Origin of the sequence: Nostoc sp. (assembly GCF_036919815.1) — a bacterium.
GTDB lineage: Bacteria > Cyanobacteriota > Cyanobacteriia > Cyanobacteriales > Nostocaceae > Nostoc.
Genome location: NZ_JBALCE010000107.1, coordinates 1 through 12,963, shown reverse-complemented (window position 1 = coordinate 12,963; position 12,963 = coordinate 1). Strand labels below are relative to the sequence as shown.

Genomic DNA, 12,963 nt, shown 5'->3' with positions numbered 1-12,963 from the left:
CCGTAGCGGTTAACCTTTTGCCAAACGTGTAATTCATTAGGATCTGCTATAGCAATCCGAATTGAATAGGGAGAAAATTCACCCCCCGGCTAACCCCTTCCCCCCCAAGGGAGGACTACAGGGGGGTTGTAACTATCTCAAATTCTCACGAATGATTTAGGACTGTTATATAGGAGTTTAAAGTAAGTTGGAAAAATCACTGAAAAATTATTAGGTATCGTATTTGTTCCGCCGTTTAACCGGATTCATCCACACTTCTAAGCGACTAAACGCTTGTGAAAAAAGTAACGTCAAACATAAATAAACCACCGCCACAGCCGCGTAAATTTCAAAAGCACGATAGTTATCGGCGACAATTAGCTGTCCTTTGCGAAACAATTCTTCAAAACCAATCACTGCAACTAAGCTTGTATCTTTCAACAAACTGATAAATTCATTACCTAAAGGTGGAATCATCCGTCGGAAAGCTTGGGGAAAAATTACATAACTCATTATTTGCACAGAACTCAAGCCTAATGACTGTGCTGCTTCTGCTTGTCCTGATTCAATCGATTGAATCCCACCACGGACAACTTCGGCAATGTATGCGGCGCTATTCAAACTTAAGGCAATTACCCCAGCAGTTAGGCGATCAAAACTAAATGTCAAACCAAGTTCTTGCAAAATTGCAGGTAATCCAAAGTAAATCATAAAAATTTGCACCAACAAAGGTGTTCCCCGAAAAAAATCCACATACGCTCTCGCCACCCAACGCACAGGTGCAATATGAGAAAGTCGTATAATTCCAATTAGGGAACCCCCAATTAAACCAAACACTACAGAAAGTATCGTCAATTGCAACGTTACTAATGCTCCCTGTAATAAAGTCGGAAAAGCCTGCAAAATCACGCCAATTGAAGTTAATATTTTAGGTGTGCCAGCGTTAGTTTTATTCTCAAATGGTGATTTAACTGGTAATGATGGCGGTTCAGTTTTAAACCATTTCCGATAAATTTGGGAATAAGTGCCATTTTTCAGCACCCGATCCAAACCCTCATTTATTAATGCCAAATTTGGCGAATTTTTAGCTGTAGCAATCCCGTAAAATTCCTCCGTCAGCAATTGCTGTACTATTTTAATTCCCTGAAGATTGCCCGTATTAATGGCATATAAAGTCACTGGTGCATCATTGATTACCGCATCCACATTACCATTGAACAATTCTTGCAGGGCTAGAGGTGCTGAATCAAAACTGCGAATTTGCACTCCAGGAATACTCTTAGCTTTTGCAGCCCCAGTTGTACCAATTTGTACTGCAATTTTTTTATTTTTGAGACTGTCAAAGCCAGTAATATTTTGATTATCTGCACGGATGGCGATCGCTAACCCAGCCTTAAAATAGGGACGGGAAAAATCAATCGTCTTCGCCCTCTCCTCTGTAATCGTGATCGAACTAATCGCCGCATCTACCGTTTTGCCTTTTAAAGCTGGGATAATGCCATCAAAAGGCAGACTTTGAAAATCCACTTTAAAGTTAGCTGAGGAAGCGATTGCATTCATCAAATCAATGGAAAAACCTTGCAACTCACCACCTTGTCTTTGAAACTCAAAAGGTGGAAACGCAGGTTCCGTAGCAATCCGCAGAGTTTTCCCCGCGCTAGGATTCACAGCACAGCCAACCAGTAACAAACAGCTAAAACTTATAACCACACACCAGCGCAGCCAACGCCCAAGATCAAATTTAGCCATATTATTTTCTCTCCCTCTCTGCGCCCTCTGCGCCTCTGCGGTTCGTTCAAGTTATATCTTGCAACTGTCCAATCTCCCGCCAAGAAATAAATTTCTTGGCTAGTCTACTTCAGTAGACTAAAACCCTTACTAAGTCTTCTTTAGAAGACTTTAGCTATTAGCCTCAGAATGAATTCTCAGGCGTTTTTTAGGACTACTGCGCGTCTACATTAAAAACCTTACAATCAACTGTAGAACAGCTTGACATAAGTAATGAACAATATCATCCCCGCGATTATTTTTGACAATATAGAAAAAAACTTTGGTTCCCTAAAAGTCCTCAAAGGAATCACCGGCGAAATCAACCAGGGAGAAGTCGTTGCAGTTATCGGTTCCTCCGGCTGTGGAAAAAGTACACTCCTACGTTGCTTCAACCGCCTAGAAACCATTGACAACGGGCGTTTAATAATCAACGGGATCAACTTATCCCGACCCACTGTCAACTATAACCAACTGCGGCAACTACGAACACAAGTAGGTATGGTTTTTCAACAGTTCAACCTGTTTCCCCATCTCAGCGTCTTAGAAAATATGACACTTGCGCCGCGTAAAGTACTGGGTAAAACACCAAAGGAAAGCACCCAACTAGCGAGATTATATCTCGAAAAAGTCGGCTTATTTGACAAAGCATCTGCTTATCCCGAACAACTTTCTGGCGGACAAAAGCAACGAGTAGCGATCGCCCGTAGCTTATGTATGAATCCCCAAATCATGCTATTTGACGAACCCACCAGCGCCCTAGATCCCGAACTCGTCGGCGAAGTTTTGCAAGTGATGCAGCAATTGGCAGCAGAAGGGATGACAATGGTGGTTGTCACCCATGAAATGCAATTTGCGCGGGAAGTAGCCCATCAGGTGATATTTTTAGATCAAGGTATTGTCACAGAACAAGGTTCAGCCTATGAAGTTTTGACCAATCCCCAAAGCGATCGCCTACGTATTTTCCTCAGTCGCCTTAACGTTAGATAGTTAGGACTTATGAATAGTTAGGAGTTAGGAATTAGGAGTTGTCAATTAAAGGTTTTTTCATAACTCATAACTCATAACTCTTCACTCATAACTCTTCAAAGGTACTCGCGCAAGAAATCAAAGGGATCATCTTCCCAACAAGGTTCAGGTATCAGCCAAAACAAACTCCTGTGGATGTCGGTTTCAATTTCATCACCGTCATCTCTGTCAAATAGTTCTATCAAAGCTGTCCAATCACGTTCTCTCAGAAACGTTAATGATGGGGCATATATCTGGAGATTATTTGAGTAGTTCACGCGCAAAGTTGTGCTTGACAGCCATAAAAAGTTAGTATAGATATTTGTAAATAATTAGACTTTAGCTTTAACAACTATAGTTATTTTAATAACTATCAAAGATTGAGTACTCTCATTAGTGTCTCACAATTTAAATAGGATTGCTATAGTATTTATTACATAATGACAAGCTGAATTTACTCAGACTGGAAAAATCCTTGAGGCTGTGACTCGACTAATTCCACTCCAAAGACTTCTGCAAAAGACTGTGCTACATAAAAGCGCACTTCTTGACAGGTAATGCCTGGAATCCATTCGGCTAAACTGCCTACAGGTTTATCGGAAATACCGCAGGGTACAATGCGCTCAAAGCCTGTCATGTCTGGACAAACATTTAATGCAAAGCCGTGCATAGTAATCCAACGGCTGACTTTAATCCCAATAGCCGCAACTTTTCGCCCTTCTAACCAAACACCAGTAAAAGCCGGAACTCTTTCTCCCTGCAACCCATAAACTGCCAATACGCGAATTATTACTTCTTCGAGTTGCCGTAAGTACCAATGAAGGTCTTTACGATAACTTTGCAGATTTAAAATAGGATATCCTACCAGTTGACCGGGACAATGGTAAGTAACCTCGCCGCCTCGTTCTACTCTATGCACATCATACTCACCTTTGTCAATATCAAATTTGAGAAAATCTGAGTTGCTTCCTTGCCCCAGAGTGTAAACAGGTGGATGTTCTAGCAAAATTAACACATCATCTAGACTGGGGTCATGGATGCGCTCAGTCAGGAGCGATCGCTGCCATCCATGAGCTTCTAAGTAAGGAATTAATCCTTGGTTATACAGCAAACAACGGTTTTTCTGTGGTTTAGTACTATGAATCATGCCAAAAATCAACTGTATTGGGAACGAAATATCTTTCAAGCTACAGGATTGGAGTCAAAAAATGTTAAGTTTTGCAAAGGATTTTAAAGGAAAGTCAAGGGAAGCTGCATTAGAAAACACAAAGTGCTAGGTTGAAAATATAGCCTCAATAGGTTTTAGGAGGAATTTTCTGCAATAAGCATCATGCCAAGACAATAAAGACGAATGTACTGGCTGATGACTCTAATCATATTGTTTGCATTTCAAACACAATCAAACTTCCACAAAGACTTGTATTTTTGAACAACAGCAAGCAAACCTCAATCGAACACAGAAGGAGCAACTATCAACAGTTCTGTAAGCGTTGCTTTAAAAGAGAAGGTAGTCACGGGAGCTACCACTGAGATTTCCTCACCCAAGAGTTTTATCTGGATATCCAATTGGATATCAGCGCAGAGATGACGAGGGAAATTAAGGGTGTACTTAACAAGAACTTAGATGCAGCAGGCTTAGAGACAGCTAGCAGTACATACAATATAGTTCACAATTTGTTTTGGCGGGAGTAATATACCTTACCGCAACTTCTTTTCATACAAAGCAAATTCACAAATTCAAATATTCAGCGGGAGAGTTTACATGAAGCTTGTCATCCACAGCAAAAATATTGAAATCACCGATGCAATTCGTGAGTATGTACATCAAAAAATTGAAAAATCAGTTAGTCACTTTCAGAGCATTACAAATGAAGTGGATGTGCATCTTAGCGTAGCCCGTAATCCCCGAATTAGTACTAGACAAGCGGCTGAAGTAACTATTTATGCTAATGGTAGTGTTATCCGTGCCGAGGAAAGCAGCGAAAGCCTCTATGCCAGCATTGACTTAGTTGCAGATAAAATTGCCCGTCAACTGCGGAAATACAAAGAACGGCGTCAAGACAAGAAAACTCAGTCCCCACCAACAGAAGTAGTTGTTGCAGAGTCGGTAGTCACAGATTTAATCGGCGATCGCACTCCCGAATTGCCCAACGAAGTCGTCCGCACCAAATATTTTTCCATGCCGCCGATGACCCTTGCAGAAGCCTTAGAACAACTGCAACTCGTGGGACACGACTTTTATATGTTCCGCAATTCGGAAACTGGAGAAATTAACGTGCTTTACGAACGCAACCACGGCGGTTATGGTCTGATCCATCCCCGCAATGGTAACGCTCATACCAACGGTAAAAATGGCAAATCAGCTCACGCTAATATTGTCATGCCGGAAAAGTCGCACTCGAATAAATAGGGAGTAGGGAGATAGGGGAGATGAGGGAGATGTAGCTTTAGCTTCCCGCAGGGTGGGAGAAATAACTCCTAACTCCTCATTCCCACTCCCCCACTCCCCATTCCCTTATTTCGCAAGTTGTTGCAAAGTTTTCAGCGCTTCCTCAACATGACCTTTAAAGTTAAACATTGAATCAAACACGTATTGCACAACTCCCTGTTGGTCAATGACGTAAGTAACGCGACCAGGGAATAAGCCAAAAGCTGCTGTTGCGCCATATAGCTTCCGTACTTGGTCGCCTTTGTCAGTTAACAGAGTAAAAGGTAGATTGTACTTTGCAGCAAATCGCTGATGAGATTCACTGGAGTCAGCACTTACGCCGACAACTTCAGCGCCAGCAGTTTTAAAAACTTCATATTGATCGCGAAAGGCGCAAGATTCAGCCGTACATCCGGGTGTGTCGTCCTTGGGATAAAAATATAGGACAACAGCTTTTTTGCCGCGAAAATCTTGGAGGCTAACTGTTGAGCCGTTTTGGGCGGGTAGACTTAAATTAGGAGCGGTATCTCCAACTTTGATTGACATGGCGAGTGGTGGTAATGACTGAACAAAATTTTACCTTGTATCGAAGTCTATAAATTTTCCTTGATTACCTGCATCAAGCGGAGTAACTTAGATACTCATCTAACATAAAATTCCGTTTATGCGCCTGACTTCACTAGATGTTTTTCGCGGCATTACGATCGCTGGAATGATTCTCGTCAATATGGCGGGTGTCGCAGATGATGTATATCCTCCCTTAGCCCACGCCGATTGGCACGGCTGCACACCAACTGACTTGGTGTTTCCCTTCTTTCTCTTCATTGTCGGTGTAGCAATGACTTTCTCGCTGTCAAAGTACACCGAAGGTAATAAACCAACCTCAGCTATTTACTCGCGTATCTTACGCCGCGCCGCCATTCTCTTTGCCTTAGGATTGCTACTAAATGGCTTTTGGAATCAGGGTGTTTGGACTTTTGATTTGAGTAGTATCCGCATTATGGGAGTGTTGCAACGCATCAGCATTACCTATCTGCTGACTTCCCTAGCTGTTCTCAATCTGCCACGTAAAGGTCAATGGATACTGGCAGCAGTGCTACTCATCGGCTACTGGCTAACGATGATGTATCTACCAGTGCCGGATTATGGTGCCGGAGTTTTGACGCGGGAAGGTAACTTTGGCGCTTATATTGACCGCCTGATTATTCCCAAAGCACATTTATACAAAGGTGATGGTTTCAACTTTATGGGAGATCCAGAGGGACTTTTCGGTACTATTCCGGCGATCGTAAGTGTTCTCGCTGGCTACTTCACTGGAGAATGGATACGCAGCCAACCTGTAGAGTCACGCACAAGTATCGGGTTAGGATTATTTGGAGTTGGTTGTTTAATTATCGGTTGGGCGTGGGGGTGGACATTCCCCATCAACAAAAAGCTGTGGACAAGTTCCTATGTAGTCTTCACTAGCGGTTGGGCGTTACTTTTGCTAGCAGCTTGTTATGAACTGATCGAAGTCCGGCTGAATCGTCGCTGGAGTAAACCTTTTGAAATTATGGGCTTAAATGCGATCGCTCTTTTCGTTCCATCCGTTTTGTTGATTAAAATCTTAGTGAAAACCACTATCGGCACAGGCAAAGATGCTCCTAGTACCTACAATTGGATTTACCAGAATTATTTCGTATCTTGGGCGGGAGTGCTGAATGGTTCCCTGTTGTTTGCCATAGTCACCGTGTTATTGTGGTGGGCTGTTGGTGTTCTGATGTATCGACAACGTTGGTTTCTCAAAGTCTAATACGAGAATATGTCATTGCGAGTCAAACGACGCGATCGCAAGGTTTTTTTGGGCTTGTTTCCCTACCCTGCGCGATCGCAATGACAGTTATTTGAGCGAACATGATATAAACTCTGCGTTTTTCTGTCAAATGCAAATATGCAGAGTTTTTATTTGTGTAATCTTTTTTCTCCTTTACGTTTGAGTGTTCGCTAGGTTACAACAGATATAAAGAAGCAATCTGGTTTATTTAACGCTTAACTCTTTGTCAAAATCAATTTTTTTAACGAACCGCAAAGGACGCAAAGGACGCAAAGGAAGAGAAGGAAGAAATGTTTAACTGAACTGTATTGATATAAAGAAGCGTCTACAAACTTCTCTGTGTGTAGAAAATTCTTATTTATTCTAATTCACTAAATTAATCCATATAAATAATTGTGAGGTAATGAATGCGTCGCATTAGATTTTGGTTATTTTTGCCACTTCTCCTGATATTTGGCTGCTCAAATCACCTGTTTCAATCTAGCCCAGCAGTAGTTCAACCAGCCAGTCCGATTTTATTAGCAAAGGCGAGTTACCTTTCATCGCTGGAACAACAGGTAATAATTGAAACAAATAAAGTACGAACAAATCCCAAGGCATACCTCCCGATTCTAAAAAATTATAGAAAGCGCTTTGAGGGGAACCGAGTCAAAATTTCTAATAATACGTATTTGCGAACTCAAGAAGGAATTAAAGCAGTCGATGAAGCGATCGCATTTCTGAAATCAGCACATCCTGTGGGAGGGTTGAGTGCATCTAAGGGTATGTCTTTAGGTGCAAAAGACCACGTTAAAGACCAAGGGACAAAAGGTGCTACAGGTCATGATGGTAGCGATGGTAGCAACCCCTTTACTCGCATCAACCGTTATGGTAAATGGCAAACAACCGCAGGAGAAAATATCAGTTATGGGCCAAACACTGCCCAAGATATCATCATGCAGTTAATTATAGATGATGGTGTGCGCGATCGCGGTCATAGAAAAAACATTTTTAATGGTGCTTTTAAGGTGTCTGGTGTTGCTTATGGAACTCACAAATCATATAGAACAATTTGTGTAATTGATTACGCTGGAGGGTATAGGGAAAAATAATTTTAGATCGGGAATATAGAGGAATATACCTAAGGATTTCTAAGATACTGTTGGTAAATTAATGATACTATGAGTTTAGGGTGGCTAAAAATTGCTATTTATCGCAATTCATCGACTTTCTAGAAGTTTAAAATATCTAATGATTCTTCTATTTCTAAATCTAATATTCTTTCTCGTGTATCTTTGAGTGCTTCTAGCTTGCCTTCTTGACGATAGATGTCTGCCGCTTTGTGAAAATCTTCAATTGCTCCTTGTTTATCTGCTATTTCTAAACGGATATTGCCACGATTGTAATAAGCATCTGCATAATTTGAATTAATCTGTATTGCTTGAGTATAATCTTCAATTGCTCTTTCAAAATCTCCTAAATCTGAACGAGCATTACCACGGTTGTAATAAGCATCGACATAATTAGGATTAATCTGTATTGCTTGAGTATAATCTTCAATTGCTCCTTCCAAATCTCCTAAATCTGAACGAGCATTACCACGTTTTTTATAAGCTATGGCATCTTGAGGATTAATCTTGATTGCTTGAGGAAATCCAGATTGAGAGCCTAATAAATAACGAGCAATCCCACGGTTTTTATAAGCATCAGCATAATGGGGGTTAATTTTAATAGCCTGGGTATAATCTTCGATCGCACCCTGATTATCTCCTAGATGAGAACGAGCCTCAGCCCGATTTTTATAAGCTACGGCAACATGAGGATTAATTCTGATCGCCTGACTATAATCATTAATTGCTTCTTCTAATCGCCCCAGTTGACACAGAGCTAAACCTCGTTTATTGTAAGATTTAGCATCATGAAGATTCATCTGGATTGCCTGAGAATAATCTGCGATCGCAGCTTCATAATCTCCTATTTGATAGTGAGCTAAACCTCGTTTATAATATAAATCAGCATCGCCATTATTAAGTTCTAAAGCTTGATTATAATTGGTAATTGCATTCGTATATTCTCCTTTATCAAAACATTCATCACCCATTTTTACATAAAGTAGATTTAAATCTTCATCACGATATTCAGGTTGAAAAGAAGATTTTATCAACTTATTATTAGTTGGCTTAGATGGAATTTCCTGCTTTGGGAGATATTTGTAAATTGATGATTGTTGCCTAGAAGAATTATTTAGAGAAGATTGTAACTGTTCTAGATAGCACCATAAACCACCACCATACAGTAATTGTTCTATCCCAAATGAAATTTTCCCAGTCTTCAACTTAATCATCCGGGTTGGCAGAAAGCCAGCCAAGAAAAGGTGATACTCAGATTGTGCTTCACTCACATCTTCTTGAATCAAAATGCAAACTACAACTGCATTTTTTTCAACCTCTTCAGAACTAATTGACCATCTAACTCTATCAATACTACCGTGACGAGATTTAACCTCAATACCAATAGATGGGTCAGAAGTCAAGGTAAAATCTATATTGCCATCGCCGCCGAATCGCTTTTCATAATCGACTTCTGTAATAAAATCAGCTAAACGTTCTTTGACAACTTCCTCACCCAACTTCCCTTTGAGATAACTGATAAAAACGTCACGCACTGGCGAAACACGCTTATATTTCTCAGCCATCAGCCAGCAAAATTCCCGTAGTGCCTTTAACCTCTCTCCAGAGATTATAGTTAATTCACTATATTGACCTTCTGTTTCACAATGAAGCAGACAACCAGATGTTAACCTTTTAATAAAATCAGACTGTAGCGATCGCAGTAGTGTAATCCAGTCCATTTATATTTCTGCGAATCTTTTGATGAGATCATTCTATTAAAATATCCATTCGGCGTAAACCTTTTAATTAGCTTGGGTGATATTCCCAAAAATTGCTTACTATTTTGTAATAATTATTAATTTAATTTAATATATCACAATTGGCAAAGAATGAGATTGGATTAAAGGGAGTGTATTAAAACATAGCGCCCTATCTCAGACATGGCTGCTTTTTAGAGTCGATAAATCGAAATAGGTTGATGATATCTTGGCGTTGATAGGCTTTTTCGTAGAGTCGTTTTTCCAAGGGCTGTCATATTCATCGTTAGACATTGGCAAGATTTACATGAGTTTTGAAGGTGCGGCCATGTCTGATTATGCCAGAGTTTTGAGGAGTTTGGAGAGTGCGATCACTCTTAATAATACATGAAATATTAATTAGCTAACCACCAAGAGTGCAAATGACCCAAAATCACAACCCCAAGCCTCTCACCAACTCCAGTTCCCCCTCCTCGCTTGCTCTTAGGGGGTTAGGGGGTGGGGTTCCAGGATACCCTTGGCAAACCCCACACGAACTTTGGAAAAAACTTAAGCCATTAGTGCGACAGATGCGGTGTGAACCAACTCCAGCAGAAAAGCTACTTTGGCAGAAGTTGAGACACAAGCAAATTTTGGGTTTCAAGTTCCGCCCTCAGCAAACAATTGACCGTTTTATCGTCGATTTTTACTGTAATGAAGCGCGGTTAGTAGTGGAAGTGGATGGCGAAATTCACGACTACACCCAACAGGAAGATGCGATACGTCAAGAATTTTTGGAGAGTTTGGGGTTGCAGATTGTGCGATTTAGAAATGAGGATGTTCTGGAGAGGATAGAGGAGGTGTTGCAGGATATTGCTACTTGGTTGCAGAGATGAACCCCACCCCCAACCCCCTCCCCGCAAGCGAGGAGGGGGCTAATTATGTGGTTTTTGGTGGTGTATGCGATCGCTTTGCGTCATAATTTGACGATTATTTCACAGGATAGTGATTTTGAGCGCATGAGACAAGTGAGGGAGTTGTCTTGGCAATTCTTGGCTGTAAGTTGAATTTGATGGCGCTTAATATCTGTACATTTTACTGCCAAGGCACATCCCATAGTTTAATTGTTTTGTCATAACCACCACTAACAACATTTTTACCATCGGGACTAAAAGCTACTGATTCTACATAAGATTCATGCCCAAAAAGAGTGATAATTGGTAGTCCAGTTTGCACATTCCATAGTTTAATGGTTTTGTCATCACTGCCACTCACAATGCTTAGACCATCAGGGCTAAAAGCCAAGGATGTTACTGCATTAGAGTGACCTTTAAAAGTTCGTATCTGCCTATTATTTTGCCAATCCCAAAGTATGATGTTATTGTCTTGACTACCACTAGCCAAAGTCTGACCATTTGGGCTAAAAGCAATAGCACGAACACACTGTTGATGTCCTTCTAGGGTATTAATTTCTTTACCAGTTTGCACATCCCATAGTTTGATAGTTTTGTCGCAGCTTCCACTGGCGATAATGTTATTATTTGGACTAAAACTCAAAGACTTAATATAGTCTGAGTGTCCAAAGAAGCTGTGAATTTCTTCTCCAGTTCCTACATTCCAAAATTTAATGGTTTTGTCATCACTTCCACTAGCTATGGTCTGTCCGTCTGGACTAAAAGCAAGGGAGCGAATCCTATCAGAATGTGCTGATATAGTAAGGATTTTTTCTCCTGTGCTGACATTCCAAAGTTCAATAGTTTTTTCAGTACCGGAACTAGCAATAGTTTGACCATCAGGGCTAAAACTCACAGCAAAAACAAAAACTGAATTTACAGAAAGTGTCTTAATTTGTTGTCCTGTCTTTAAGTTCCATAGTTTGATAGTTGAGTCATCACTCCCACTGGCTAAAGTTGTTCCATCAGGGCTGATAGCTACTGACCGAACCGCAGCATAAATTCCTGAATGTCCTGTAAGATTATATATTAATAACGCTTTACTATAATCTGCACTGATGTAATCTTTATTTGCTGCTTCGTATTCTCCAAGTTTTTCGTAAGCGATCGCACGTTTATAATATGCTTCATAATACTTAGAATCCAGCTTAATAGCATTATTGAAATCCTTGATTGCTTTTTCTGGTTCCCCTAAATTTAAATTAATAAGTCCGCGTTTATAGTAGGCATCTGGATAATATGTACTAGCATCGTCTGCCTGATTCTCAATAGCGTGAGTAAAGTCTTCAATGGCTTTTTCATATTCGCCCAATTCAGCCCAAACAGAACCACGTTTCAGAAAAGCAGCAGGATAATAGTCAGCAGTTAACTTTAATGCTTCTGTTAAATCCTTAATCGCTTGTTGGTAATCTTTTTGTTCAATATAGATAATAGCTCTGCCTAAATAAGCATCATAAAAGTCAGGATTTAGTTTAACTGCTAGATTAAAATCATCAAGTGCTAACTGATAATTGCCAAGTTTGATGTAAACAGTACCTCGTCCTAGTAATGGTTCAACATATATATCTTTGTCTTCAGCAAATTTGGGACTAACATTCATTGCTTTAGTATAATCTGCAATAGCTCTTTCCTGATCTCCTAACTCTGAATACGCACGACCTCGGCTTACATGAGCTTCTGCAAATTTGCCATCTTTACTTAAAGCATCGCTATAATGCTTAACAGCACCCTTATAATCTGCTTTTTGTTGAGCCTTTTCGACTCCTAATTTATAAGATTCTAGAGCAGGAAATACAAAAGAATCTTTTTTATCACCTATATTAATCTTAATTAAGTTAAGCTCTTGAGCTTCAAAAAAGAAATCTACTCTGCCAATTAAAGATAGAGTAGGAGCAATAGTTGGTGCGAAAGTTGGCGCGAAAGTAGGAGCTAAAGTTGCCCTTAAAATAGAAATATCTGGAATAAAAGAACTCCCTGTGGTAATAAAATTACTAGCTTTTTCCAAAACTGCGAGTGTCTTTTCTACCTGCAAGGACGATAGATATTTATTTATGGGAACAGCCTCAGCCACTCCGTACCTTGTGATCAGTATATTAGGGTGTGTCATCAAATAGGCATCAATCTATTTTAGAATTAGTGGCTGATGGAAAATTCAGAAGAGTGAGGAGTGTTATCATGACACGTCGTT

General features: G+C 40.3%; 11 protein-coding genes. 5 read left to right on the top strand and 6 right to left on the bottom strand.

The features are described 5' to 3' along the window. Positions 1 to 210: 210 nt before the first annotated feature. Complete coding sequence (locus tag V7K15_RS24320) at positions 211 to 1,728, bottom strand: ABC transporter permease subunit (RefSeq protein WP_334909638.1); 1,518 nt, start codon at positions 1,726 to 1,728, stop codon at positions 211 to 213. A gap of 252 nt (positions 1,729 to 1,980) precedes the next feature. On the opposite strand from V7K15_RS24320, the gene V7K15_RS24315 reads away from it, so the two are divergent. Beyond that, positions 1,981 to 2,736: an amino acid ABC transporter ATP-binding protein gene (locus tag V7K15_RS24315; RefSeq protein WP_334909636.1), complete on the top strand. Its 756-nt coding sequence runs from the start codon at positions 1,981 to 1,983 to the stop codon at positions 2,734 to 2,736. A gap of 95 nt (positions 2,737 to 2,831) precedes the next feature. Here the strand turns inward: V7K15_RS24315 and V7K15_RS24310 are convergent, their stop codons facing one another. After that, positions 2,832 to 3,032 (bottom strand): hypothetical protein, encoded by a 201-nt coding sequence (locus V7K15_RS24310; RefSeq protein ID WP_334909634.1) that lies wholly within the window; start codon positions 3,030 to 3,032, stop codon positions 2,832 to 2,834. Positions 3,033 to 3,208: 176 nt separating this feature from the next. After that, complete coding sequence (gene lipB / locus V7K15_RS24305; protein WP_334909631.1) at positions 3,209 to 3,901, bottom strand: lipoyl(octanoyl) transferase LipB; 693 nt, start codon at positions 3,899 to 3,901, stop codon at positions 3,209 to 3,211. A 615-nt stretch (positions 3,902 to 4,516) separates the two neighbouring features. Here lipB and hpf point away from each other — a divergent pair. Further along, positions 4,517 to 5,164 (top strand): ribosome hibernation-promoting factor, HPF/YfiA family, encoded by a 648-nt coding sequence (gene hpf, locus V7K15_RS24300; RefSeq protein ID WP_334909629.1) that lies wholly within the window; start codon positions 4,517 to 4,519, stop codon positions 5,162 to 5,164. A 105-nt stretch (positions 5,165 to 5,269) separates the two neighbouring features. Here the strand turns inward: hpf and V7K15_RS24295 are convergent, their stop codons facing one another. Next, entirely contained in the window at positions 5,270 to 5,728 is a 459-nt protein-coding gene (locus V7K15_RS24295; RefSeq protein WP_334909627.1) for a peroxiredoxin, read from the bottom strand. Positions 5,729 to 5,846: 118 nt separating this feature from the next. On the opposite strand from V7K15_RS24295, the gene V7K15_RS24290 reads away from it, so the two are divergent. Together V7K15_RS24290 and V7K15_RS24285 are read left to right on the top strand one after the other, a co-directional pair. Next, positions 5,847 to 6,974, top strand: coding sequence for an acyltransferase family protein (locus V7K15_RS24290; RefSeq protein ID WP_334909625.1), 1,128 nt, complete (start codon positions 5,847 to 5,849; stop codon positions 6,972 to 6,974). Between the two features lie 428 nt (positions 6,975 to 7,402). Next, positions 7,403 to 8,086 carry a CAP domain-containing protein gene (locus V7K15_RS24285; RefSeq protein ID WP_334909623.1) on the top strand — a complete coding sequence of 228 codons (684 nt, stop codon included), beginning with the start codon at positions 7,403 to 7,405 and terminating at the stop codon, positions 8,084 to 8,086. A 119-nt stretch (positions 8,087 to 8,205) separates the two neighbouring features. Here V7K15_RS24285 and V7K15_RS24280 read toward each other — a convergent pair whose 3' ends face one another. Beyond that, a complete protein-coding gene (locus V7K15_RS24280; RefSeq protein ID WP_334909621.1) occupies positions 8,206 to 9,825 on the bottom strand; it encodes a tetratricopeptide repeat protein in 1,620 nt (539 codons plus the stop codon). Between the two features lie 440 nt (positions 9,826 to 10,265). On the opposite strand from V7K15_RS24280, the gene V7K15_RS24275 reads away from it, so the two are divergent. Further along, a complete protein-coding gene (locus V7K15_RS24275) occupies positions 10,266 to 10,718 on the top strand; it encodes an endonuclease domain-containing protein (protein ID WP_334909619.1) in 453 nt (150 codons plus the stop codon). A 199-nt stretch (positions 10,719 to 10,917) separates the two neighbouring features. On the opposite strand, the gene V7K15_RS24270 is transcribed toward V7K15_RS24275, so the two are convergent. After that, positions 10,918 to 12,846 (bottom strand): tetratricopeptide repeat protein, encoded by a 1,929-nt coding sequence (locus tag V7K15_RS24270; RefSeq protein ID WP_334909617.1) that lies wholly within the window; start codon positions 12,844 to 12,846, stop codon positions 10,918 to 10,920. Positions 12,847 to 12,963 lie beyond the last annotated feature (117 nt).

Excerpts from the sequence above, each read along its gene's own strand:
- V7K15_RS24280 (WP_334909621.1), bottom strand. The coding sequence starts at position 9,825 with ATGGACTGGATTACACTACTGCGATCGCTACAGTCTGATTTTATTAAA.
- V7K15_RS24275 (WP_334909619.1), top strand. The coding sequence starts at position 10,266 with ATGACCCAAAATCACAACCCCAAGCCTCTCACCAACTCCAGTTCCCCC.
- lipB (WP_334909631.1), bottom strand. The coding sequence starts at position 3,901 with ATGATTCATAGTACTAAACCACAGAAAAACCGTTGTTTGCTGTATAAC.
- V7K15_RS24295 (WP_334909627.1), bottom strand. The coding sequence starts at position 5,728 with ATGTCAATCAAAGTTGGAGATACCGCTCCTAATTTAAGTCTACCCGCC.
- V7K15_RS24290 (WP_334909625.1), top strand. The coding sequence starts at position 5,847 with ATGCGCCTGACTTCACTAGATGTTTTTCGCGGCATTACGATCGCTGGA.
- V7K15_RS24315 (WP_334909636.1), top strand. The coding sequence starts at position 1,981 with ATGAACAATATCATCCCCGCGATTATTTTTGACAATATAGAAAAAAAC.
- V7K15_RS24285 (WP_334909623.1), top strand. The coding sequence starts at position 7,403 with ATGCGTCGCATTAGATTTTGGTTATTTTTGCCACTTCTCCTGATATTT.
- V7K15_RS24320 (WP_334909638.1), bottom strand. The coding sequence starts at position 1,728 with ATGGCTAAATTTGATCTTGGGCGTTGGCTGCGCTGGTGTGTGGTTATA.
- hpf (WP_334909629.1), top strand. The coding sequence starts at position 4,517 with ATGAAGCTTGTCATCCACAGCAAAAATATTGAAATCACCGATGCAATT.